The organism is Kocuria carniphila (assembly GCF_004136555.1).
GTDB classification, from domain to species: domain Bacteria; phylum Actinomycetota; class Actinomycetes; order Actinomycetales; family Micrococcaceae; genus Kocuria; species Kocuria carniphila.
Genome location: NZ_NOIT01000001.1, coordinates 73,969 through 97,187 on the forward strand (window position 1 = coordinate 73,969; position 23,219 = coordinate 97,187).

At 62.9% G+C, this 23,219-nt stretch carries 22 protein-coding genes; 14 read left to right on the forward strand and 8 right to left on the reverse strand.

The features are described 5' to 3' along the window. Nucleotides 1–81: 81 nt before the first annotated feature. The 3 genes from recO (at nucleotide 82) to EWV37_RS00330 (ending at nucleotide 2,832) form a co-directional block, all read left to right on the forward strand. Entirely contained in the window at nucleotides 82–837 is a 756-nt protein-coding gene (gene recO / locus EWV37_RS00320) for a DNA repair protein RecO (protein ID WP_129699354.1), read from the forward strand. Between the two features lie 20 nt (nucleotides 838–857). After that, a complete protein-coding gene (locus tag EWV37_RS00325; protein ID WP_129699356.1) occupies nucleotides 858–1,643 on the forward strand; it encodes an isoprenyl transferase in 786 nt (261 codons plus the stop codon). A gap of 94 nt (nucleotides 1,644–1,737) precedes the next feature. Then, nucleotides 1,738–2,832 (forward strand): quinone-dependent dihydroorotate dehydrogenase, encoded by a 1,095-nt coding sequence (locus tag EWV37_RS00330; RefSeq protein ID WP_129699357.1) that lies wholly within the window; start codon nucleotides 1,738–1,740, stop codon nucleotides 2,830–2,832. Between the two features lie 104 nt (nucleotides 2,833–2,936). Here EWV37_RS00330 and EWV37_RS00335 read toward each other — a convergent pair whose 3' ends face one another. Further along, a complete protein-coding gene (locus tag EWV37_RS00335; RefSeq protein WP_095797952.1) occupies nucleotides 2,937–3,533 on the reverse strand; it encodes a DUF3043 domain-containing protein in 597 nt (198 codons plus the stop codon). An 85-nt stretch (nucleotides 3,534–3,618) separates the two neighbouring features. Here EWV37_RS00335 and EWV37_RS00340 point away from each other — a divergent pair, with 85 nt between their 5' ends. The 7 genes from EWV37_RS00340 to EWV37_RS00370 all read left to right on the forward strand — a co-directional run bounded on the left by EWV37_RS00340 (nucleotide 3,619) and on the right by EWV37_RS00370 (nucleotide 10,604). Beyond that, a complete protein-coding gene (locus EWV37_RS00340; protein ID WP_129699359.1) occupies nucleotides 3,619–5,031 on the forward strand; it encodes a dipeptidase in 1,413 nt (470 codons plus the stop codon). Between the two features lie 80 nt (nucleotides 5,032–5,111). Further along, complete coding sequence (locus EWV37_RS00345) at nucleotides 5,112–5,480, forward strand: HesB/IscA family protein (RefSeq protein ID WP_095797950.1); 369 nt, start codon at nucleotides 5,112–5,114, stop codon at nucleotides 5,478–5,480. Nucleotides 5,481–5,762: 282 nt separating this feature from the next. Then, entirely contained in the window at nucleotides 5,763–6,626 is an 864-nt protein-coding gene (gene ctaC, locus EWV37_RS00350; protein WP_238662966.1) for an aa3-type cytochrome oxidase subunit II, read from the forward strand. 10 nt (nucleotides 6,627–6,636) lie between these two features. After that, on the forward strand, nucleotides 6,637–8,358 hold the full coding sequence (ctaD, locus tag EWV37_RS00355; protein ID WP_129699361.1) for an aa3-type cytochrome oxidase subunit I: 1,722 nt from the start codon (nucleotides 6,637–6,639) through the stop codon (nucleotides 8,356–8,358). After that, entirely contained in the window at nucleotides 8,355–8,759 is a 405-nt protein-coding gene (locus tag EWV37_RS00360; RefSeq protein ID WP_129699364.1) for a cytochrome c oxidase subunit 4, read from the forward strand. The genes ctaD and EWV37_RS00360 overlap by 4 nt, the downstream gene beginning before the upstream one ends. Before the next feature lie 417 nt (nucleotides 8,760–9,176). Further along, on the forward strand, nucleotides 9,177–9,821 hold the full coding sequence (locus EWV37_RS00365) for a polysaccharide deacetylase family protein (protein WP_129699366.1): 645 nt from the start codon (nucleotides 9,177–9,179) through the stop codon (nucleotides 9,819–9,821). Nucleotides 9,822–9,944: 123 nt separating this feature from the next. Beyond that, nucleotides 9,945–10,604 (forward strand): dihydrofolate reductase family protein, encoded by a 660-nt coding sequence (locus tag EWV37_RS00370; RefSeq protein WP_129699368.1) that lies wholly within the window; start codon nucleotides 9,945–9,947, stop codon nucleotides 10,602–10,604. 67 nt (nucleotides 10,605–10,671) lie between these two features. Here the strand turns inward: EWV37_RS00370 and qcrB are convergent, their stop codons facing one another. The 4 genes from qcrB to ctaE all read right to left on the reverse strand — a co-directional run bounded on the left by qcrB (nucleotide 10,672) and on the right by ctaE (nucleotide 14,994). After that, the gene (gene qcrB, locus EWV37_RS00375; protein ID WP_129699370.1) at nucleotides 10,672–12,336 is read right to left on the reverse strand and encodes a cytochrome bc1 complex cytochrome b subunit; all 1,665 of its coding nucleotides are present in this window, start codon (nucleotides 12,334–12,336) and stop codon (nucleotides 10,672–10,674) included. After that, complete coding sequence (gene qcrA, locus EWV37_RS00380; protein WP_238662967.1) at nucleotides 12,336–13,430, reverse strand: cytochrome bc1 complex Rieske iron-sulfur subunit; 1,095 nt, start codon at nucleotides 13,428–13,430, stop codon at nucleotides 12,336–12,338. The genes qcrB and qcrA overlap by 1 nt, the downstream gene beginning before the upstream one ends. Nucleotides 13,431–13,503: 73 nt before the next feature. Then, nucleotides 13,504–14,295 (reverse strand): cytochrome bc1 complex diheme cytochrome c subunit, encoded by a 792-nt coding sequence (gene qcrC / locus EWV37_RS00385; protein ID WP_129699372.1) that lies wholly within the window; start codon nucleotides 14,293–14,295, stop codon nucleotides 13,504–13,506. 60 nt (nucleotides 14,296–14,355) lie between these two features. After that, a complete protein-coding gene (ctaE, locus tag EWV37_RS00390) occupies nucleotides 14,356–14,994 on the reverse strand; it encodes an aa3-type cytochrome oxidase subunit III (RefSeq protein WP_095797942.1) in 639 nt (212 codons plus the stop codon). A gap of 179 nt (nucleotides 14,995–15,173) precedes the next feature. Here ctaE and trpD point away from each other — a divergent pair, with 179 nt between their 5' ends. Continuing rightward, on the forward strand, nucleotides 15,174–16,232 hold the full coding sequence (trpD, locus tag EWV37_RS00395; protein ID WP_274542988.1) for an anthranilate phosphoribosyltransferase: 1,059 nt from the start codon (nucleotides 15,174–15,176) through the stop codon (nucleotides 16,230–16,232). An 86-nt stretch (nucleotides 16,233–16,318) separates the two neighbouring features. On the opposite strand, the gene EWV37_RS00400 is transcribed toward trpD, so the two are convergent. Both EWV37_RS00400 and EWV37_RS00405 read right to left on the reverse strand, forming a co-directional pair. Further along, nucleotides 16,319–16,597 carry an Lrp/AsnC family transcriptional regulator gene (locus EWV37_RS00400; RefSeq protein ID WP_095797940.1) on the reverse strand — a complete coding sequence of 93 codons (279 nt, stop codon included), beginning with the start codon at nucleotides 16,595–16,597 and terminating at the stop codon, nucleotides 16,319–16,321. Between the two features lie 30 nt (nucleotides 16,598–16,627). Further along, nucleotides 16,628–17,062, reverse strand: coding sequence for a DUF3054 domain-containing protein (locus tag EWV37_RS00405; protein WP_129699373.1), 435 nt, complete (start codon nucleotides 17,060–17,062; stop codon nucleotides 16,628–16,630). 186 nt (nucleotides 17,063–17,248) lie between these two features. On the opposite strand from EWV37_RS00405, the gene EWV37_RS00410 reads away from it, so the two are divergent. Continuing rightward, on the forward strand, nucleotides 17,249–19,621 hold the full coding sequence (locus EWV37_RS00410; protein WP_129699374.1) for an ATP-binding cassette domain-containing protein: 2,373 nt from the start codon (nucleotides 17,249–17,251) through the stop codon (nucleotides 19,619–19,621). Between the two features lie 94 nt (nucleotides 19,622–19,715). Here the strand turns inward: EWV37_RS00410 and EWV37_RS00415 are convergent, their stop codons facing one another. Then, complete coding sequence (locus tag EWV37_RS00415; protein WP_129699375.1) at nucleotides 19,716–20,078, reverse strand: YciI family protein; 363 nt, start codon at nucleotides 20,076–20,078, stop codon at nucleotides 19,716–19,718. Nucleotides 20,079–20,397: 319 nt separating this feature from the next. On the opposite strand from EWV37_RS00415, the gene EWV37_RS00420 reads away from it, so the two are divergent. Together EWV37_RS00420 and EWV37_RS00425 are read left to right on the forward strand one after the other, a co-directional pair. Then, entirely contained in the window at nucleotides 20,398–21,180 is a 783-nt protein-coding gene (locus EWV37_RS00420; protein ID WP_129699376.1) for a TnsA-like heteromeric transposase endonuclease subunit, read from the forward strand. After that, nucleotides 21,177–23,219 (forward strand): Mu transposase C-terminal domain-containing protein, encoded by a 2,043-nt coding sequence (locus EWV37_RS00425; protein ID WP_129699377.1) that lies wholly within the window; start codon nucleotides 21,177–21,179, stop codon nucleotides 23,217–23,219. The genes EWV37_RS00420 and EWV37_RS00425 overlap by 4 nt, the downstream gene beginning before the upstream one ends.

Consider the following 23,219-nt stretch of genomic DNA (forward strand, 5'->3'; position numbering starts at 1 on the left):
CCCGCACGGAGGGCCACCGAGCGGCGTCGGCGTTTTTGCGTGCCCGCCCGGGCACCCAGGAGAACGTGGGAGACTAGAGCGGTGGCCGGTTCAACTTTCGCTTCTCGCTCGTACCGCGATGAAGCCGTGGTGCTTCGCACCTATAAATTGGCCGAAGCGGACCGCATTGTCATTCTCCTGACCAAGGACCACGGACAGGTCCGCGCGGTCGCCAAGGGTGTGCGTCGGACGACCTCACGCTTCGGTGCACGGTTGGAGCCGTTCAACGTGGCCACGCTGCAGCTTGTGCAGGGGCGCACCCTGGACATCGTCTCGCAAGCGCTGGGCAAGCGCTCCTACGGCGAACAAATCGGTTCCGACTACGCCAAGTACACGGCCGCGGCCGCCATGGTGGAGACCGCGGAGAAGTTGACCGCAGACGACTACGACACCGCGCGACAGCACTACCACTTGCTCATCGGGGCCCTCTCGGCGGTGGCGCGTGGACTCCATGAACCCGGACGCACCCTGGACTCGTATTTGCTGCGGGCCGTGTCGATTGCTGGCTGGGCTCCCAGTCTTGTCGACTGCGCCCGGTGCGGTGCGCCGGGGCCTCATCGCTCTTTTTCCGCCGCGATCGGCGGCGCGGTGTGTCCTCAGTGTCGGCCACCGGGGTCCGCCGCACCGAGCGAGGCGACCTTCGTGCTGCTGCAGGGCTTGTTGGCCGGAGACTGGGAAACCATCGATGCCGCGGACTCCAAGACGGCGCGGGCCGCCGCGGGTCTGGTCGCCAGCTACATTCAATGGCACATGGAACGATCGGTGCGTTCCTTGAGCCTGGTCGAACGCACCGAATGATTCAGTAAAGGACTGTGAGCGTGAGCAGATTTATCCCACCTCCGGCGCACCCCAGCGGCGCCAAGCCCCCCGCCATCCCGGAGCAATTCGTTCCCAAGCACGTTGCCCTGGTCATGGACGGCAACGGGCGCTGGGCCAACGAGCGTGGACTGCCGCGTAACGAGGGGCACCGTGCGGGGGAGCGGGCGCTGCTGGACGTAGTGGCCGGTGCCATCGAGATGGGCATTCCCAACGTGTCTGCGTACGCCTTCTCCACCGAGAACTGGAAGCGTTCGCCCTCGGAGGTCGCGTTCCTCATGAACTTCACCGGGGACGTGATGAAGCGCCAGCTGCCCACGTTCCAAGAATGGGGTATCCGGGTGCGCTGGGCAGGCCGTCGACCCAAGCTGTGGAAGTCCGTGATCAACCGCCTCGAGCACGCCGAAGAAGAAACCAAGGACAATGACGTGGTCACCCTGACCATGTGCGTGAACTACGGCGGCAGGGCAGAAATTGCCGACGCCGCGGCAGCCATGGGCCGGGACATTCAAGCCGGTGTGCTGGACCCGCGTTCCATCTCCGAGTCGACGGTGCAGCGGTACCTGGACGAGCCCGAGCTGCCGGACGTCGATCTGTTCCTCCGGTCCTCGGGTGAACAACGCATTTCCAACTTCATGCTGTGGCAGTCGGCCTACGCGGAGCTCGTGTTCCTGGATGTGCTGTGGCCTGATGTCGATCGCACGGTGCTGTGGCGCGCCGTCGAAGAATATGCGAGCCGGGACCGCCGTTACGGGGGAGCCGTGGATAAAGTCGCACGGCGTAGTTGAGAGTTATACTTAAACGTTAAATCGTGAGTTGAATAATTTGTGACTCCTTGAGCGCTCGAGTTCGAGGGTTGGGACCGTATGTAAAACTGAGACCATGCGCTTGTACCCCACGTTCTTCAAAGTCGCGTTCTCCTGGATGGATGCGGAACTTGCCCACACCCTCGGTTTTGCCGGTATCAAGGCGGTGCACCGCAGTGGCCTCGGCTCCGTTCTGAACAAGGTCACCCGGCCCGATCCCGGAAGCGCAGTGGAGGTCATGGGACTGCGTTTCCCGTCCGCCTTCGGTCTGGCCGCCGGTTTCGACAAAGGTGCCACCGGGACCCACGCGCTCACGGACCTCGGGTTCGGTCACGTGGAGATCGGCACCGTCACGGGCCAGCCACAGCCTGGGAATCCCAAGCCCCGCCTGTTCCGCCTGATTAAGGACCGCGCGGTGATCAACCGCATGGGATTCAACAACGACGGCGCGGCGGCGGTCGCGCCGCGCGTTGCTGCGGCCCTGCAATCACTCAGCGAACAGGCACTGAAGACCGGACTCGAGCGACCCATCGTGGGTGTGAACATCGGTAAGACCAAGGTGGTCGATCTCGAGAATGCCGTGGGGGACTACGTCACGAGCACTCGCGCCCTGGCCCCGTACGCCGATTACCTGGTGGTCAATGTGTCCTCGCCCAACACCCCTGGACTGCGGCAACTGCAGGAACTTGATTCGTTACGGCCACTGCTCACCGCTGTGCGTGAGGAGTCTTCGGCCGTCACCGGGCGCCATGTGCCCCTGCTGGTCAAGATCGCGCCCGACCTGGCCGATGCGGACGTCCAGGCGGTCGCCGAACTGGCCCTCGACCTGGGACTGGACGGCATCGTGGCCACCAACACGACCATTGCCCGCGAGGGCCTGGGGCTGCGTAGCACCGAGGACGAGGTCGCCGCGTGTGGTGCGGGCGGGCTGTCCGGGCGACCAGTGCGGCGTCGTTCGCTGGACGTTCTGAAAATGCTGCACCAGCACGCGGGGGACCGGCTGACCCTGATCTCCGTGGGTGGGGTGACCACCCCCGAGGACGTGATCGAACGTCTCGATGCCGGTGCGGATCTCGTGCAGGGCTACACCGCGTTCCTGTACGAAGGGCCGTTCTGGGCCGCCAGGATCAACCGTGGACTCAAAAAGGCCGCGCGCCGCGTTCGTGGCTGACGATTGAGCGTTCACTCTCGAGTGCAGAGTGACGCGCAAAGCAACGGGACCCGCACCGATGTGGTGCGGGTCCCGTGTGCTGTTGCAGATGAGAAGGGTAGGGCCTAGGCGGGGCGTTCTCCGCGGCGAACCTGCGGCTTGGGCAGGCGAAGACGGCGGATGGTGAAGGTGCGCATCGCGGCGTACCAGCGGGTTCCCCGTTGGACCTCGCCGAACTTCCGGCGCATTGCGGACTGCATCCGGGTCGTGGTGATGATGGCGTCGATCACGCACAGGGCGATGTAGCCGTACATGATCCAGATGAAGGTCAACCCGATCGCCTGGTTGGGCAGGAACAGGATGAACAACATGAGGATCAGGAAAATCAGGACGAACTCGCCGATATTGAAGCGTGAGTCGATCCAATCTCGGGCGAAGCGGCGCTGCGGGCCGCGATCGCGTGGGCCGAGGTAGCGCTCGTCACCTGCGGCCATGCCCGCCTGTGCCACGGCGCGGCGTTCACGTTCTGCCTGACGTGATTCGGCCTTGGCGATCTTACGGTCGGCGGGGACCAGAGGGCGCTTGCGCGCGGCTTCCTGTTCCTTGCGGCTAGGAGTGGGTCGACCCTTGCGGCCATCGGTGGGAGCGGTTTCCACCGGCTCGCTCGAGGCGCCTACGGCCGTTGATCCCGTGGATTCATCTGCTTTCTTGCGTCCAAACACCGATCCAGGATAGCGGAGTCCGCGCGAGACGCGGCATCGCGGTGCCTTCGGCGCGTAACCGGGGCGCGGCGATAGTGTTGGGGCCATGAGTACCGAGTTCACTCCACCGAGCCAGGACACCATCGATGCGCTGCGGGAAACCGTCAACGGATCCCGTGACAAATTACTGGGGGAGCTCTCCGAGCTCGTGGCGATACCGAGTGTGGCCTGGGATTCTTTCGATCCCGCCGATCTGGAGCGCAGCGCGGAAGCCGTCAAGGGTCTGCTGTCGGAACTGCCGTTCGACAGCGTTGAGATCCTGCGCGTGGCTCAGGGCGATCAGCCCGGGCACCCTGCGGTTGTGGCTCGCACGGCTCCGGCACCGGGATACCCGACCATTCTTCTGTACGCCCACCACGACGTGCAGCCTCCGGGCAAACGCGAGCTGTGGAACACCGAACCGTTCGAAGCCGTCGAGAAGGATGGCCGACTGTGGGGCCGGGGCGCCGCGGACGACAAGGCCGGAGTCATGGCCCACATCGGTGCCTTGCGGGCGTTCTTCGAGCACACCGGCGAGGAACCGTCACTGGGTGTTGCCGTGTTCATCGAGGGCGAGGAAGAGGTCGGTTCGCCCGGTTTCGAGGATTTCCTGCGCGAGTATCGTGAGCAGCTCGCGGCGGACGTCATCGTGATCGCCGATTCGGCCAACTGGGAGGTCGGGGTTCCGGCCCTGACCACCAGTTTGCGCGGCGTGGTCGGAGGCATTGTCGAGCTGTCGGTTCTGGACCACTCCGTCCACTCAGGTATTTACGGCGGTCCCGTGCTGGACGCGCCCACACTGCTCGCCCGCCTGATTGCCACCCTTCACGACGACGACGGCGCCGTTGCGGTAGCGGGTTTGCTCTCCGAGGACGACGTGGAAGTGGACTACGAGGAAGACCGCTTCCGGGCGGACGCTGGAGTGCTCGACGGCGTGCAGTTGGCCGGCACTGGTTCCATTGCCTCCCGGCTCTGGACCAAGCCGGCACTGTCCGTGACGGGCATCGACGTGACGGACGTGGCCACCGCGTCGAACTCGATTGCCGCAACCGTGCGTGCCAAGCTCAGCCTGCGGATCGCCCCGGGCCAGAACCCCAAGGACGCGGGGGAGGCCCTCCGCCGGCACATCGAGGATCACGCGCCGTTCGGTGCAGACGTGAGCTTCTCGGTGGAAGAAGCCGGACCCTCCTTCCGTGCGGACACGCAAGCCGTCAGTTCCCAGATCGCCTTGTGGGCTTTCGAACAGGCCTGGGGGCGGCCGGCCGTGAAATCCGGCATGGGAGGCTCCATCCCGTTTACGGCGACCCTCACCAAGGCGTACCCTGATGCCCAGATCCTCATCACGGGAATCGAGGATCCGGACACCCGGGCCCACAGCGCCAACGAATCACTGCACATCGGGGATTTCCTCCACGCAGTGACTGCAGAGGCTCTCGTGTTGGCCGCGCTGGCCGAACAGGGCCGCGCAAACGCGGAATGATTCCCGCGCCCGCAACGTTTGAAGATTAACGAAAGGTTCGTCTCAGCGAACCGCTCCCGGTTGGACAGAAAGCGAGCACCATGAGCGTCACCACCGAAAACGAGACCACCCAAGAAATGCCGACCCACGAGGTCCAGTTGACCGATGTCGCCGCGCAGAAGGTTCGCGATCTCCTGAACCAGGAAGGTCGTACGGACCTTCGGTTGCGCGTGGCCGTTCAGCCCGGCGGTTGCTCGGGCCTGATCTACCAGCTCTACTTCGACGAGCGGGTCCTCGACGGCGATAGCACCCGCGATTTCGACGGCGTGGAGGTCATCGTGGACAAGATGAGCGTCCCGTACCTCAACGGCTCCACCGTTGACTTCGAGGACAGCATCTCCAAGCAGGGCTTCTCGATCGACAACCCTAATGCCGGCGGTTCCTGCGCCTGCGGTGACTCCTTCCACTAAGCAGTCCCAACCACTCCTGAGCGGGGTGAATCCAGTGCCACGTCGCACTGGATTCACCCCGTTTTCTGTTGTTCTCTCCTACTTCTCGCGGTGCGTGTGCGGCACGTCCGAGAAGGTGACCTGATCGGCCGGAAAAGGCGACACGGCACGGTGACACAGTGTCACCAGAAGTGCCGGTCGAGAGGTAAGCTCTCAAGGGAGAATTATTAACGGGCCACGTATGCCCTCTGCCCAGCGCAGAAGCAGCTACGTAGCCCACACAAAGAAGAGGAAGGGCCGTCTGTGAGTTCGCAAACTCGATCCGGCAGCCGCCGAAGCCGGATGCTCAAGGCCTCGGCAGTGGCAGTCCTGGCTGCGACCACGCTCACCGCTTGCTCCGAACAAGCGAAGATGGGCTTCTTGCCCACCGAGCGTGGCACCACTGACAACGCGGACCACATCATTGATCTGTGGATCGGTTCGTGGGTAGCAGCACTGGCAGTGGGTCTGGTCACCTGGGGCCTCATGCTCTGGTGCATGATCGCTTACCGTCGTCGCAAGAACGAGACCGGTTACCCCCGTCAGTTGGCCTACCACGCACCGCTCGAGGTGTTCTACACCATCGTCCCGATCGCTTTGATCGTGTCCCTGTTCTTCTTCTCGGAGCGGGCACAGACGGCCATCAGGGCGCGCCACGACAACCCTGACGTCACCGTTCAGGTGTACGGCAAGCAGTGGGCATGGGACTTCAACTACCTCGATGACGACGTCTACTACCAGGGCGTTCAGGCGCACCTGACCGGTGAGGAAGGCGTGGAGGAAACCCTCCCCACCCTGTACCTCCCGGTGGACAGCAAGGTCGAGCTCGAGATCAAGTCCCGTGACGTGATCCACTCCTTCTGGGTTCCCGCCTTCCTCGAGAAGATCGACATGTTCCCCGAGCGCACCAACTACATGAGCTTCACCACCGGTCGCGAGGGTGTCTTCGCCGGCAAGTGCGCCGAGCTCTGCGGCGAGTACCACTCCGAAATGCTCTTCAACGTTGCCGTTGTGAGCCAGGAAGAGTACGACGCTCAGATGGAACAGCTGCGCAGCGAGGGCAACACTGGCTCCGTCGGGGACGAGTACAACCGCAACCCGAACCAAAACGAAACGTCCAACAACTAGGGGATAGGCAATGTCTACGCTCGAATATTCGCGGGACGAAGCGACCACGGTCGCTCCCCGTGTTGTGCCTAGGTCAAAGGGCAAGGTGATCGTCAATTGGCTCACCTCCACTGACCACAAGACCATCGGGTACATGTACCTGATCGCGTCCTTCATCTTCTTCTGTGTCGGTGGCGTCATGGCGCTGCTGATCCGCGCGGAGCTCTTCGATCCGGGCATGCAGATCCTGGAGACCAAGGAACAGTACAACCAGCTGTTCACCATGCACGGCACCATCATGTTGCTGATGTTCGGTACTCCGCTGTTCGTCGGTTTCGCCAACGTCATCGTCCCGCTTCAGCTGGGCGCCCCCGACGTCGCGTTCCCCCGTCTGAACGCCCTGGCGTTCTGGTTCTTCCTGTTCGGCTCCCTGATCGCCGTTGCCGGCTTCGTAACCCCCCAAGGCGCCGCGTCCTTTGGCTGGTTCGCGTACGCGCCACTGAACAGCACAACGTTCAGTCCAGGGGTCGGTGGTGACCTATGGGTCTTCGGCCTGGGCCTGCAGGGCTTCGGCACCATCATGGGTGGCGTCAACTTCATCACCACTATCCTGTGCATGCGCGCACCGGGTATGACCATGTGGCGTATGCCCGTCTTCACCTGGACCACGCTGATCACGTCCTTGCTGATCATCATGATCTTCCCGCCGCTGGCAGCCGCGCTATTCGCACTGGGTATGGATCGACGGCTCGGTGGTCACATCTTCGACCCGGAGAACGGTGGTGCCATCTTGTGGCAGCACCTGTTCTGGTTCTTCGGTCACCCCGAGGTGTACGTGCTCGCTCTGCCGTTCTTCGGCATCGTCTCCGAGATCATCCCGGTGTTCTCCCGCAAACCGATCTTCGGGTACAAGGGCCTGGTCTTCGCGACCATCGCCATTGCTGCCCTGTCCGTGACCGTGTGGGCGCACCACATGTACGTGACCGGTGCCGTGGCTCTCGGGTTCTTCTCGTTCATGACCATGATGATCGCGGTGCCAACCGGTGTGAAGTTCTTCAACTGGATCGGCACCATGTGGCAAGGGTCGCTCACCTTCGAGACACCCATCCTGTGGGTGCTGGGCTTCCTCTTCACCTTCCTGTTCGGTGGTTTGACCGGTATCATCCTGGCCACCCCGCCGTTGGACTTCCACGTCTCCGATACGTACTTCGTGGTGGCGCACTTCCACTACGTGATCTTCGGAACCATCGTGTTCGGCATGTTCGCCGGCTTCTACTTCTGGTGGCCCAAGTTCACCGGCAAGATGCTCAACGAGCGCATCGGCAAGATCCACTTCTGGCTGCTGTTCGTCGGCTTCCACATGACCTTCCTCATCCAGCACTGGCTGGGCGTTGACGGCATGCCTCGCCGTTATGCGGACTACATGCCCGAGGACGGTTTCACCTGGATGAACCAGTTCTCCACGTGGGGCTCGATCCTCCTCGGTATCTCGATGATTCCGTTCTTCTGGAACGTGTACACGACTGCGCGTAACGCCAAGAAGGTCGAAGTTGATGATCCCTGGGGCTTCGGCGGCTCCCTGGAGTGGGCAACCTCTTGCCCGCCCCCGCGTCACAACTTCACGTCCCTGCCCCGCATCCGTTCCGAGCGACCCGCTCTGGACCTGCACCACCCCGAGCTGGCAGCGTTCTCCAGCCAGCAGTACGATGCAGAACAGCCGCTCGTCGGCGGATCTGGAAGGACCGGTCGATGAAAACCACTATCAAAACGTTCATCCTCCTGGGCGTCTTCTGCGCGGTCGTAGGCATGGTCTACGGATACCTCACCGGTTTCCAGGAACTGGCCGGGTTCCCGGCGTTGCTGGCCGTTGCAGCCATGAGTTTCATGCTCGCGATCTACCTCTGGCTCGTGGATCGTTCCACCGGTGCCATGCTTCCGGAAGACCGTGAAGACGGCGAGATCGTGGAGATGTCCGGGGACTACGGAGCCTTCTCCCCGTGGAGCTGGTGGCCGCTTCTGCTGGGTATCGGTTGCGCGATCTTCGTCCTGGCTCTCGCCGTTGGTTGGTGGATCATTGGTCTGTCCGTGCCGGTCGTGATCCTGGGCCTGTTCGGCCTGATCTTCGAGCATTCCCGCGGAGACCACGCTCACTGATGTAACCGTTCTATTCCCTGAGAAGCCCTCCTCGTCTTCGGACGAGGAGGGCTTCTCTGTGCCGTTCTCGGATCATGGAGCGTGGGCCCCGCCATTCTCGCGCGCCTGCGTCACTGTCCTGCCTGAGAGAACGCAGGGGTGGATAGAGTAGAAGGCGTGGACAGGACAGTGGAATCCCGGTTGACCAGACGCTCTCTCATGACCGTGGCCCTGGGAGTTGGCGCGGTCACTGTCGCGGGTTGCGCGACGCGTACGGATACAACGCAGGAACAAGCTTCGGTTCCCCCGAGGTCGAGCCCTGAGGCTTCATCCGCCGCACCGTCACCGACGGCTCCAGTCCTGTCGCGAGAGGAAGTCGTCGCCGAGTACGGTTCTCGAGCTCCAAATTCCTGGGGGATCGACGTACCCGGGGTAGCAATGTCCCTGCCCGAAGGAACGGAACCTGTTGCTCTGACCTTTGATTGCTGTGGCGGGCCCGGAGGCGACACTCTGGACGAGGCCCTGGTGAAGGCATTGCGCGGCTCTGGAACCGCCGCCACGTTCTTCCTGGCCGGTCGATGGGTAGAAGCGAATCCGGCCCTCACCGAGGAACTGGCGGCCGATCCGCTGTTCGAGATTGCCAATCACGGTACGGCACACCAGCCACTGTCCGTGTCTGGTGCATCTGCCTACGGCATTGCTGGCACGACGGACGCCGCAGCCGTCTACGACGAGATCATGGGCGCACAGAAGCTGATCGAAGAGCGAACCGGGGCCACTCCCACTTTCTTCCGATCGGGGACCGCTCATCTGGATGATGTGTCGGCGGAGATCGCCCGGTCCTTGGGGTTGCTCGTCGTCAATTTCAACCGCAATGGCGACGACGGTGGCACCCTGCCCGCACCTTCTGTCTCTGACCGATTGGTGGGCATGGAACCAGGAGACATCCTTCTCGCGCGCTCCAACCGTCCCTCGGGTGGCACGGCCGCTGGTGTCACAGCCGCTCTGCCCGTCCTTCGAGAGCGCGGAATGAGCTTTGCCCGGCTTTCGGACGTCCTTCCGACCGAAGCGGAACAGGACTAGCATCGGCGCCAAGGCGAACGCGTCATAGGCTCAGCCCTTCCGCAGCCTGGCGGCCAACACGGCCGAACTCACTTCGGCTACGACCACTCTCCATCGATCGTGGCCCAACGATCAGGAGGTCGTATGTCACGCGTAAGAGTTCACAATTTCTCCATTTCACTCGATGGATTCGGAGTAGGCGAAAGCCAGTCCCTCGAGGCTCCCTTCGGACACGCAGGGGAGCGTCTGCTGCGTTGGGCCCTGCCCACCCGCACGTTCCAACGCATGGGGTTCCACGGCCGCGAGGAGCCGACCGTGGGCGTAGACGACGCGTTTGCCAGTAATTGGGCCGAGGACATCGGGGTGGAGATCATGGGGCGGAACAAGTTCGCCCCGTCCAGAGGCCCATGGGAGACCGAGGAATGGCGCGGGTGGTGGGGAGACGATCCGCCATTCCACACACCCGTAGTGGTCCTGACCCACTACCCCCGGCTCCCACTCGAGATGGAAGGTGGAACAACGTTCTATTTCGTCAATGCGGATCCGCCTGAAGCGTTGCGTCGGGCTCGCCAACTGGCGGAAGGCAAAGATGTCCGGATCGGCGGCGGCACCACGACAGTCCGAGAGTTTCTCCAAGCCGATCTGATCGACCAGATGCACATCGTGGTGGTTCCCATACTGCTCGGACGTGGGGAACGGCTCTGGGAGGGTCTGGAAGGACTTGAAGACCGGTTCACTATTGAATCTGTGGTCTCTGGATCGGGTGTCATCCATCTGACCTTCACACGCCGGGTGGGGGCGTAAAGAGACGAAGAAGCCCCCGAGGCGAACCTCGGGGGCTTCCTTCTGGACGATCTAGGGGATCATCCGGTTACTTGTCGAGCTGAGCCTTGTGGGACCCGGCTCCGACGGCCTCGTGGTCGTCGTGGTGACCGTGTGCGGCCTCGAGCTCCTGGGGAGTCACGGGAGCAACGCGGTCCTCGAAGTACCAGCGGCTCAAGCGACCGCGCATCTTCTCCATGCCGGTGACCTTGCCCTTCGCGTTAGCGCGGGCCGGCTGCACCTGGTAGTCCTCGAAGTCGACCAAGCGGTAGCGCTTGTACTCGTCCAACGGCTCGTGGACCTCTACGAACTCGCCGTGGGGCAGCGCCTGAATCCTGCCGGACTCGCGACCATGCAGCACGATCTCACGGTCCTTACGCTGCAGCGCCAGGCACATCCGTCGAGCAATGATGAACGCGAGGATCGGGCCGAGGAAGTATGCGGCGCGGAGCCAATACGTAACGTCGTTCAGACCCACATGGAAGTGCGTGGCGATGAGGTCGGAACTCGCGGCCATCATCTGGACGGCGTAAAACGTGACAGCCGCAGCACCAATTGCGGTACGGAACGGCGCGTTACGCGGGCGATCCAGCACGTTGTGGACGCGGTTGTCCTTGGTGACCCAACGTTCGATCCAGGGGTAGGCGAACATCGCGACGAACAGCAGAGCGATGGGGATTAGCGGGAGAAGAATGGCCATCGGGAGAACCCAGCCGAAAATGGTGAACTCCCAGGAGAAGGGCCAGGAACCCGGCATGAGTCGCAGAGCGCCGTCCGGGAAACCCATGTAGAAGTCAGGCTGCGAACCTGCCTGCACAGGTGATGGGTCGTACGGACCGTAGTTCCAGATGGCGTTGATGGTGGTGGTACCAGCCAAGAGCGCCAAAATACCAAACACGATGAAGAAGAAGCCACCGGCCTTGGCCGCGTAAACGGGGCCGACGGGGAAGCCAACCACATTGTTTTCGGTGCGACCCGGGCCGGGATACTGGGTGTGCTTGTGCACGACCACCATGAACAGGTGCACGACGATCATGATGAGGATCAATGCGGGGATGATCAGTACGTGGGCGATGTACATACGGCCGATAATCGCCAGTCCGGGGAATTCGCCACCGAACATGAACATCGACATGTAGGTACCGACCACCGGGATGGCCTTCAACATGGCGTCCGCAATGCGCAGACCGTTACCGGACAGAACGTCATCCGGGAGGGAGTAACCGGAGAAGCCGGCCACGATCGCCAGGAGGAAGAGCACGCAGCCGACAACCCAGTTGAGCTCACGGGGGCGACGGAACGCGCCGGTGAAGAACACGCGGAGCATGTGCACCGACAGCGCCATCACGAACATCAGGGCCGACCAGTGGTGGAGCTGACGCAGGAACAGGCCACCGCGGATATCGAACGAGATGTTCAGCGTAGAGGCGTAAGCGCCAGACATTTCCACGCCCTGCATGGGCACGTAGCTGCCGTGGTACTCCAGGGAGGTCATGGTGGGGTCGAACCAGAAGGCGAGGAACGTACCCGACAACAGCAGGATGACGAAGCTGTAGAGGGCGACCTCACCGAACATGAAGGTCCAGTGGTCGGGGAAGATCTTGCGACCGAATTCCTTGACCATGGGGGAGACACCCGCGCGGGTGTCTACGAAGTTAGCGATCCGCCCGGAGCGTGTGCGGGGCTGGTACTCGTAATCAGTAGTAGATGACATCAGTTTGCCTCACCCTGCATATCTCGGACTGCGAATCCGCGCTGCGAGTAGGTGGGTCCCACGGGCTCGTGGAAGTCACTACGCGCAACGAGGTATCCCTCGGAATCAACGGTAATGGGCAGCTGGGGCAGCGGACGCGATGCCGGGCCGAAGATCACTTCACACTCGTTCGTGAGGTCGAAGGTCGATTGGTGGCACGGGCACAGCAGGTGATGAGTGTGCTGCTCGTACAATGCGATGGGGCAACCGACGTGGGTGCAGACCTTGGAGTAGGCGAAGATGCCGTCCACGTTCCAGTCTTCACGGTCGGCAGAGACGTTCACCTTGTCCGGGTCGAGTCGCATGAGCAGCACAACGGCCTTGGCCTTCTCGTCCAAGTAACCGTCGTGGTGGCCCAGTTCGGAGAGGTTCTCGGGGACCACGTGGAACGCGGAGCCCAGGGTGACGTCCGAAGCCTTGATCGGGGTACCGGAGGGGTCGCGCACCAGGCGGATTCCTTCGTCCCAGATGGTGTGGCGCAGAACCGTGAGGTCGGTAGGACCCAAGTCGCGGAGCAAACCGACGAAGGGGAGCGGAGCCAGGATAGCGGCGCCGATCAGCGTGTTACGAAGGAGCGGACGGCGCTTGATGCCGGACTCGTCGTAAATGGTGGTCAGGATTTCCTGAGCCTCTGCACGCTGCTCCTCGGTACGAACGTCGTGACGTTCCTCGACCAATTCGTGGTCCGGCATGAGGGTTCGTGCCCACTGCACAACGCCAATACCAATACCGAACATGCCCAGCGCAATGCCGAGGCCCAGCAGCAGGTTCTGCAGGCGCAGCTGGCTGGTGGGCTCCGTATTCACCACGTCGTAGATCGGTCCGTCGACTCGAATACCGAAGTACGCGATGAAGAACAGAATTGATCCGAGGATCGAGATGATGAACAGCAGTACTACCTGCCGTTCGGCACGCTTAGCAGCTTTGGGGTCAACGTCTGTCACACGCGGACGGTGCGGCGGAAGTCCCGGGTCGGGGAACTGATTCTTAGCCGCTCCGTCCGAGGTGACAACCGCCCCGCTGTGCTGGGGAGTGCCGTCACGATGGTCGCCCATGTGGTCCCTCATTCTTCTCTTGATGCTTTGAATAATGCTGTGTCAGGTTGCCGGGGTGAGCCGGCAGACGCTCTCAGGCGGAGCGGGAAGTGAGCCAGACGGTGAAGCCGATGACCACGGCCAGACCGATGCTCCAGATCATGAGACCTTCAGAAACCGGGCCGAGCGAGCCGAGGTTGAATCCACCCGGGTCGGTGTTGTTGTCCAACGCCTTGATGTAGGTGATCACGTCACGCTTTTCCTCGGGAGTGATGTTGGCGTCATTGAACACCGGCATGTTCTGGGGGCCGGTCTGCATGGCCTCGTAAATGTGGGCCTCGTCGACGCCCATCAGGGAGGGAGCGTACTTGCCGCGTGTCAATGCACCACCGGCGCCGGCGGCGTTGTGGCACATGGCGCAGTTGGCCAGGAAGACCTTGGCACCGTTGGCGGAGTCACCCTTGGTGACGTCCAGGTACTCGTCCTCGGGGATGGCGGGTCCGGCACCCAGCGATGCTACGTAGCCGGCAAGCTGCTTGGTCTGTTCTTCATTGAACTGTTCCGGCTTGACCTGTGCCTGGGGGCCCTGCATCTGCATGGGCATGCGGCCGGTGCCGACCTGGAAGTCGACGGACGCGGCGCCCACACCGATGAGGCTGGGGCCGGCCTCGGTGCCTTCGGCGTTCAGGCCGTGGCAGGTAGAGCAGTTGGCCAGGAAGAGCTTCTGGCCTTCTTCAATGTCCTGTGCCGAGTAGGTCGTGGTCTCGGCCTTGGCTTCGTTGGTGGTTGTGGCAACTGCATAGAGTCCACCGGTGAGAAGCAAAGCCATGACGAGCAGTGCGAGGACTGCCAGGGGATGGCGGCGCTTTTGTGAGAGTGCCTTCACGTCAAACGTTCCTTTTACTCGGTACTTGGAGACTGGGATGGGGTGGGTCGTTCCAGCTGGCTACTGAATGAAGTAGACCAGGATGAACAGGACGATCCAGACGACGTCCACGAAGTGCCAGTAGTAGGAGACCACGATGGCCGAGGTGGCCTCGTAGTGTCCGAACCGTTTGGCAACGAAGGCGCGGCCCATGATGAAGAGGAATGCGATCAGACCGCCGGTCACGTGGATCGCGTGGAAACCGGTGGTGATGTAGAAGGCGGAGCCGTATGCGTTGGCCGCAATGGTCACACCTTCGGAAACCAGCACCGCGTACTCGTACACCTGTACGGAGACGAAGACGGCACCCATCAAGAAAGTGAGAGCAAACCATTCGGTCATTCCCCACTTGGTGAACTGGAAGATGCCGCCGGTACGGCGGGGCTGGAGACGCTCAGCGGCGAACACTCCGAACTGGCAGGTCACAGAGCTGAGCACCAAGATGATGGTGTTGATCAACGCCAGCGGGACGTTGAGCATCGCAGTCTGTTCTTCCCACAGCTCCGGAGACGTTGCGCGGAGGGTGAAGTACATGGCGAAAAGACCGGCGAAGAACATCACTTCGGACGAGAGCCACACGATGGTGCCCACGGAAGTGAGGTTGGGGCGATTGATGTTCGCGCCTACCGGTTTGGCTGGGGTATGGGTTGCAGTTGTCACAGAGACATTATGTCGCCAAAACTCTCCCCGAACCAACCACCGGGCCCTTCTGGAGGTGCCGTGTCGCGAGTCAGCTGCTTCTCTTGCAACTTATTTCAGTGCTCCTCTTATTAAGGAACCGAAATCGCCCCGCTTCGGCGGCTTCGTGCAGAGCCGGAATCTGGCGGTAGAGTCGAATTGTGACTACCTCAACTGGCTCCCAAACAAGCATGCACTGGCCGAATCTTCTGACCTCGCTCTCGCGTGGCGAGGATCTCACCTGGGATGAGTCCTATTGGGCGATGGACACCATCATGAACGGCGAAGTGCCCGACGCCGTGATCGCCGGGTTCCTCATGGCGCTGCGCACCAAGGGTGAGACGGTCGCGGAACTCAACGGTCTCGCCGATGCCATGGTTGAGCACGCGCGGGCGGTAAATGTTCCGGCGCCCGCGTTGGACATCGTGGGCACCGGGGGAGACCGGCTGTCGAGCGTGAATATTTCAACCATGTCCGCTCTCGTGTGCGCCGGCGCCGGGGTGCGCGTGGTCAAACACGGCAACAGGGCGTCGTCGTCGAAGTCCGGCTCGGCCGATGTCCTGGAAGCCCTGGGCGTTCAACTGGACATGCCCATCGACAAGGTGGAGAAGGCGGCGTCGGACGTGGGTATCACGTTCCTGTTCGCCCAGACCTTCCACCCGTCCATGCGGTTCGCGGCCGTGGCCCGTAAGGCACTCGGCGTGGCCACCGCGTTCAATTTCCTGGGGCCCATTACCAACCCGGCCAAGGTCAAGGCCTCGGCGATTGGCGTTGCAGACGCCGCACTGGCACCCCTGATGGCCGGCGTGTTTCAGAATCGTGGGGACCGAGCGTTGGTCTTCCGCGGGGGAGACGGCCTGGACGAGCTCACGGTCACGGCGCCGTCGGACGTGTGGGAAGTTCGTGACGGTCAGATCACGGAACATTCGCTCGAACCACTCGATTTCGACATGCCGCGCGCGACCATCGAAGATCTGCGCGGCCAGGATGCCCAGTACAACGCGGGGGTCGTTCGTGACGTTCTCGCCGGCACCCCAGGTCATATTCGCAACGCGGTGCTGCTCAACTCGGCCGCGGGCCTGATGGCCATGGACGAGAACGCTGACGGCGAGTTCCACGACCGTTTCGCCAAAGCCATCGCTCGCGCTGCTGAATCCATCGACTCAGGTTCCGCGCAGGGCATCCTGGATCGCTGGGTCCAGTTCGCCAGGACGGCATAGGTCCCGCACCTTCGTCAACGATGACGACGCCGCTCGGCCGGGTTTTCCCGGGCGGGCGGCGTCGGTCGTTGGTGGCCTGATTCCGGTTAGTCGATACCCAAGGAGAACGCGGCGTCCAGATCGTGCTCACTGTAGGCGCGGAAGGCGATGTTGGTGTTGGTCGAAACCACGCCCTTCACCTTGGACAGCTGGTCGGCGATCACATCGGCCAGCCGTTCGTGCTCGCGCACGCGGACCATCGCGATCAGATCCCAATCGCCGGTGACCGAGTAGACCTCGGTGATGCCCTTGATGTTGGAGATGTCCTGGGCCACCTCGGGAATGCGGTCTGCGGATGTCTTGATCAGCACGATTGCGGTCAGCATGTGAGTCCTTTCTCGACGTTTGTCTTCAGCCTATCGATTGCGGAGTGAGCGGCCGACCAGGAGCACGATCAATCGGTACCCCAGGAGGAACAAGCCCAGGACACCCAGGCTCACCAGGACGAACGCGAGGGCAGTGCCCTGGCCCGTCAGCATGCGCAACAGCATGCCGATGATCTCAGCCGACAACCAGACGACCACGCCGGTCGGGAACAGCGCTGCAGGACGCCGGTGCGCCCGGGTGAGAAGCCAGCCCACGAGGGCTCCGACAAGGAACGGCCAAGCCGTTTCCAAGGCACCCCAAGGGCTTTGTTCGTGGGCGTTGCGGCCCAGCGCCGCGAAGATCGTCACGAGGACCAGGTCCGCGATCAGGAACAACGGCCAGCGATGGGAACCGGATCGCGGGGGAGAGGTTCCGTTGACCGGAGTGGGGGATGTAGACGTGGAGGACGGCGCAGATCGAGACATAGTCCCAGTCTAGGCCCGGGTCATACCTGAACTTTTACGTGAACGTTTCTGTAATAGTATGAACTATCGCTTGAAACAATCGACTTTCGCCACCGCAACTATGGGTGTGTTCAAGTGACACCGGCGGGATAAACTGCCGAGCGCCGTCGTAACCTCGAGGGCACTTCGTCAACCACTGGAGACACGGTGAGCACAACCGATGCGGCCCCCGAGCACGCGGCCGACACCCACGATCTGATCCGAGTGCGAGGTGCCCGCGAGAACAACCTCCGGGACGTAAGTGTGGACATCCCCAAGCGCCGACTCACCGTTTTCACGGGCGTCTCCGGCTCGGGTAAGAGCTCCTTGGTGTTCGGCACCGTGGCCGCGGAGTCGCAGCGGCTGATCAATGAAACCTACAGTGCCTTCCTGCAGGGCATGATGCCCACGGTCGGTCGACCCGAGGTCGACATGCTGGAGGGCATCACCACCGCCATCATGGTGGATCAGGAACCCATGGGCGCGAATCCGCGCTCCACGGTGGGCACCGCCACAGACGTCAACGCGATGCTGCGTATCGTGTTCTCTCGCTTGGCGGAACCGCATATCGGCGGGCCCAAGGCCTTTGCCTTCAACATTCCCTCGGTCAACGGCGCCGGAGCGGTCACGGTGGAACGCGGCAACCAGAAGAAGGAAAAGAAGACCTTCTCCATCACCGGCGGCATGTGCCCTCGCTGTGAAGGCATGGGTAAGGTTTCCGATCTCGACTTACGCGAACTCTATGACGAGAACCTGTCCATCAAGGATGGCGCCATCACCGTTCCCGGCTACAACAAGGGCGGGTGGAACGTGCGCCTGTACGGCGGGCTCGAGTTCTTCCCCGGCGACAAGCCCATCAAGGACTTCACGGACAAGCAGCTCCACGACTTCCTCCACATGGAGCCCGTGAAGGTCAAGGTCGAGGGCATCAACATGACCTTCGAAGGCCTGATCCCTCGGATCCAGAAGTCCATGTTGAACAAGGACCGCGAGGCCATGCAGACCCACGTGCGGGAGTTCGTGGACCGCGCCGTCACGTTCAAGGCGTGCCCGGAATGTGAGGGCACGCGGTTGGCGGCGGGCGCGCGCAACGCGAAGATCGAAGGCGTGAGCATCGCCGATGCGTGCGCCATGCAGATCACGGATCTCGCCCAGTGGGTCCGCGGCCTGGATTACCCGTCCATGAAGCCCCTGCTCGATGGACTGACCGCCACGCTGGATTCGTTCGTGCGAATCGGACTGGGCTACCTGTCACTGGATCGCCCCACCAGCACGCTGTCCGGCGGTGAGTCTCAGCGCGCCAAAATGATCCGGCACCTGGGCTCGCCGCTGACCGATGTCACCTACGTGTTCGATGAACCGACCATCGGCCTGCATCCCCATGACATCCGCCAGATGAACGAGCTGCTGTTGGAGCTGCGGGACAAGGGCAACACCGTGCTCGTCGTGGAGCACAAGCCCGAAACCATTGCGATCGCCGACCACGTGGTGGATCTCGGACCCGGCGCCGGCACGGACGGCGGCACCATTTGCTTCGAGGGCACCGTGGACGAGCTGCGGGGGAGTGACACCAATACCGGCCGCCACTTGGACGATCAGATCGCGCTCAAGGAATCGTTCCGCAAACCCACGGGCCAGCTCGAGATCCGCGGAGCCACCTCGCACAATCTGGACAACGTGGACGTGGACATTCCGCTGGGCGTGCTCACCGTGATCACGGGCGTGGCCGGTTCGGGCAAGAGTTCACTGGTGCACGGATCGCTCCCGGACAACCAGGACATCGTGTCCATCGATCAGAGTGCGATCCGCGGGTCCCGCCGCAGCAACCCCGCGACCTACACGGGCCTGTTGGATTCCATTCGCAAGACGTTCGCCAAGGTCAACGGTAAGAAGCCCGCGCTGTTCAGTCCCAATTCCGAAGGCGCATGCCCCACGTGTAAGGGTGCCGGTGTGATCTACACCGATCTGGGCATGATGGAGGGCGTCACCTCCACGTGTGATGACTGCGAGGGCAAACGGTTCCAACCGGCGGTTCTCGAGTTCGAGGTGGACGGCAAGAACATCAGCGACGTGTTCTCGATGTCCGTCTCGGATGCGCTCGAATACTTTGCCGACGGCGACGCTCGTACGCCAGCCGCCCTCAAGATTCTTGAGCGTCTCTCGGACGTCGGCTTGGGCTACGTGAAGGTGGGTCAGCCGCTCACCACGCTGTCCGGCGGTGAACGTCAGCGCCTCAAGTTGGCCACGCGCATGGGGGAGAAGGGTGGCGTCTACATCCTGGACGAGCCCACCACGGGCCTCCACCTCGCCGACGTCGAGCGCCTCCTGGGCATGCTGGACCGCCTGGTCGACTCGGGCAAGTCGGTGATCGTGGTCGAGCATCACCAGGCCGTCATGGCGCACGCGGATTGGATCATCGATTTGGGTCCCGGCGCGGGTCACGACGGCGGGCGGATCGTTTTTGAGGGCACACCCGCAGATCTCGTGGCCGAGAAATCGACCCTCACGGGCCAGCACCTCGCGGAGTACGTGGGCGCCTGACCAATCCTCCGGGAACGACGGCGTTTACCCTAGCCAGGCGGCCTATTTACGGCTTGACTAGGGCAAACGCTTTTTATGGAGAGTTGCCGGGGGACTAGCCCGCCTGGAGCGGCCGCAATTCAACCTTCTGACCGCAGGCCGCCGATGCCCGGGTTGCCAGTTCGATGGCTACTGTTTCGTCAAGCGCCTCGACAATCCAGAAACCGCCGATCGACGCAGCGGCCACGGAGAACGGCCCGGAATTCACGGACGGTGTCGTGCCGGTGGCATCCACGGTGTGGCTGGATTCCGGAGGCATCAAGCCACACGCGTAGACAAATTGTCCTGCTGCCTGAAGTCCGGCGTTGAACTCGGCCACGGCCGCGAAGGCGGCCTGTAAGGCGGCGTCGTCTTGATAAGCGGTGCCGGCGTTCTGAACGCCAGGTTCGTGGAAAACGGAAATCATGTACTGGGCCATGGTGAATCCTTTCGCGGGTCTGTCGCTCGCACAGTGAAGGCGACTGCGAGTGCTTCCATCAGCGATTCAACCACCGTGAGGGCCGCACGTATATAGAGGTGTGGAACCCGGGAACCGCCCAGATCAACCTTTGACCGATAATGTACATTATGTAAAGTAGGTCGTTCGAACGCGAGGATGCCTCTGGGCTGGCTGTCTCCTCTCAGTTCAGATGAGACCTCTCGCACCAGAACGGACACTGCTATAGTATGAGCCATCTAGTCGCAGTTGATCCGATACACAAGGTCAACTGCCCAATGCGAGAAGACCTGGAGGCTCCGTGAGTCGAGCACTGCGCTCCTTGCCGAGCAACGTCACGGACACCGTGCGCGTGCTGGCGCGCCTCGATGGTCGGTTGCTCAATGTCGAGGCCAGCCGGGCCCTCACGGCAGAGCCCTTCGAGGATGCGCTCCCCATCCGCGAGTTCTTCGCTTGGCCGGGCAAGCGCAACTACGAGGGCCTGTGGTGGTCCTCCACGACGAAGCGGCACACCGGATTCGAGAGCCTGCTGGAGCGGCAGTACCTCCTGAGCGCAGACCATGACCCCGATGTCGTGGGTGTCTCCTCCCAGCCGCTGGCGATCCTGTGGCCCAAGGGCACGCAGGATGCAGAAGGCCGACGATTCCGCGATCACGTCCCCGACTTCTTCGTCCGGCTGAGCAACGGCGACGGACGGCTCGTGGACGTGCGTCGCCCGGACAAGGCCGAGACCCACCAGTTCGCGTTGACGAAGGCCCTGTGCGACAAGATCGGCTGGCGCTACGAGGTTTTCACCGGACTCGATGAGCAGGTGGCCCACGCTCTTACGTGGCTGGGCGGTTACCGAATGGACCGCTACGCTCCCTCCTCCCCCGAGGTGGCCCAGCACCTGGTCGAGGCGTTCACCCCGGCCACCTCCCTGAGAGCCGGTGTCGCCCGCGCGGCGCGAAGCAGCGGTGTGCAGAAGGACCTGGTGCAGGCCAATGTCCTGAACCTGCTGTTCACCGGGATGCTGTGCACGGACCTGAGCCAGCCGCTGACGATGGACTCCGAGGTCGGCGCAGGAATGGCGGTCACGCGGTGAAGAGCGTCCGGCTGTTCGACTACATCTCCTTCGACGCCGACTCCTGGCAGGTGGTGGCCCAGGACGGGCCGGAACTCGCGCTGAAGAGCCTGACCACCAACCGGATTCGACGGGTTCCCGTGGCCGATCTGCTGGCCGATGAGTCCTACCTGCCCGACTCGCCCGACCGTCTGCCCTCGCTCGACAACGTGGCCGTGCTCGACACCCTTGATCCCACCACCCGGGAGCAGACCATCGCCTTGCACCGGCACGTCTACGAGGTTCTCAACGGCGTGCCCCCGAGCGATGGCGAGACCGAGATCGAGCCGAAGGACGAGTACAACCTCGACAACACTCTGGAACAGCGCATCGACGCCAAGGTCGAAGAACTACGAGGTTCGGGATCGGCGATGGGCAAGAGCACTCTGAAGCGGCACCTGTCCGCCTACCGGGCCAAGGGCATCGCCGGGCTCGTGGACGGGCGCAAGACCCGCCAAACGAGTGTCGGCGGGCGGACGGACCCGCGTGTGGTGGCTCTCCTGGAGGAGCAGATCGCGGGTCAGACGAACCTCTCCACAGGGACACGTTCCCGAGCCGTCTTGCGCGTTCGCTTGCAGGCCGAGGAGAACGGCTGGCCGGTCCCCTCGGACGCCACCCTCTACCGCGTGCTTTCCAGACTGGAGCGGTCTCGCAGCCCGTTCGGTCAGGCCACCACCAGGCGCAGCAAGGCCAACCGCCCCGACCGTGCGTGGGGACACCAGTCCCCCTCTCGTCCCGGCGAACTGGTCGAGATCGACTCCACTCCCCTGGACCTCATGGTGCGTTATCCCGATGGCTCGACTGGGCAGGTGGACCTGACGGCAGCGGTGGACGTGGCAACACGGGTGCCCGTCGCCGCGATCCTGCGTCCCGTAGCCACGAAGTCGGTCGATGCCGCCATCCTGCTGGCCCGGGCGCTCACTCCGCTGCCCATGCAGCCCGGCTGGGACGCCTCGCTGTCCTACTCGCGCTCCATCCTGCCCTCGGGCATGGTCCCCGGGGACGAGGAGGTGAAGGCGAGCATCGCGGCCAAGCCGGTCATCGTGCCGGAGTCCATCACGATGGACCGAGGCAAGGCTTTCAAGAGCACGACCTTCATGAGTGCCTGTGAGCGGCTTCAGATCAGCCTGACCCTGGCTGCGCCGAGGACGCCTACGGACAAGGCGCACATCGAGTCCTTCTTCCGAGGGGTGCGGACCGGGTTCGTGCAGCATCTGGCTGGCTACGTCGGCCCGACCGTCGTCCAGCGTGGTGCTGACCCGGCCCAGGAGGCTCGCTGGGGTCTGGCCGAGTTGCAGAACGTCCTGGACCTGTGGATCGTCGGCGTCTACCTCAACCGCCCCTCCCCTGGCCTACGCCTGCCTGCCATGCCCAAGAAGGAACTGACTCCCAACGAGGCTTTCGCCGCTCTCGCGGGAGTGGCCCCGCAGGTGCACGTCGCGCTGGACCGCGACGACTACATCTCGCTGCTGCCCGTGGCCTACCGCTCCATCCAGCCCTACGGGATCAACTTCGACGGCCTGCACTACGAGTCCCCAGAACTGGCCGAGTACCGAGGCGTGGCCAGTGGCCTCCCCTCCCCCGCGAACGGCAAGTGGGAGGTCCGCTTTGACCCACACAGGATGAATGCCATCTGGGTTCGGGATCACTTCAAGGGCAGGTGGATCGAAGCCCGCTGGATCATGGACCGGCAGGTCCTGGCCCCGTTCTCGCGGGACGTGCTGGAGGCCGCAAAGAAGACCATCGAACGGCGAGACGGGACCACCCCGGGCATGGAGGTCGTGGCACAGATCAACCGCATTCTCACCGCGCCCGCCAGCACAGTGGAGAAGGTCGCTCGCAGGAGGTCCGCCACGGCCATCGCGAGCGTCCCCGACGCTCCTGAGCAGCCTGCTGAAGACCCGAGCGACAAGCACGGCCCCACCTTGGGCGTGGTGCCTGAGATGGAGGCTGCTCCTGCTGCGAGCACTGCCACCAAGCGCCCTCGTCGCAAGGCCAGACGGATCGACTTGGAGGACTGA

Coding starts and splice junctions, on each gene's coding strand:
- EWV37_RS00370 (WP_129699368.1), top strand. CDS start 9,945: ATGTCACGCGTAAGAGTTCACAATTTCTCCATTTCACTCGATGGATTC.
- EWV37_RS00400 (WP_095797940.1), bottom strand. CDS start 16,597: ATGCTGACCGCAATCGTGCTGATCAAGACATCCGCAGACCGCATTCCC.
- ctaD (WP_129699361.1), top strand. CDS start 6,637: ATGTCTACGCTCGAATATTCGCGGGACGAAGCGACCACGGTCGCTCCC.
- EWV37_RS00405 (WP_129699373.1), bottom strand. CDS start 17,062: ATGTCTCGATCTGCGCCGTCCTCCACGTCTACATCCCCCACTCCGGTC.
- EWV37_RS00365 (WP_129699366.1), top strand. CDS start 9,177: ATGTCCCTGCCCGAAGGAACGGAACCTGTTGCTCTGACCTTTGATTGC.
- EWV37_RS00345 (WP_095797950.1), top strand. CDS start 5,112: ATGAGCGTCACCACCGAAAACGAGACCACCCAAGAAATGCCGACCCAC.
- EWV37_RS00415 (WP_129699375.1), bottom strand. CDS start 20,078: ATGGCCCAGTACATGATTTCCGTTTTCCACGAACCTGGCGTTCAGAAC.
- EWV37_RS00360 (WP_129699364.1), top strand. CDS start 8,355: ATGAAAACCACTATCAAAACGTTCATCCTCCTGGGCGTCTTCTGCGCG.
- EWV37_RS00330 (WP_129699357.1), top strand. CDS start 1,738: ATGCGCTTGTACCCCACGTTCTTCAAAGTCGCGTTCTCCTGGATGGAT.
- qcrB (WP_129699370.1), bottom strand. CDS start 12,336: ATGTCATCTACTACTGATTACGAGTACCAGCCCCGCACACGCTCCGGG.
- qcrA (WP_238662967.1), bottom strand. CDS start 13,430: ATGGGCGACCATCGTGACGGCACTCCCCAGCACAGCGGGGCGGTTGTC.
- EWV37_RS00340 (WP_129699359.1), top strand. CDS start 3,619: ATGAGTACCGAGTTCACTCCACCGAGCCAGGACACCATCGATGCGCTG.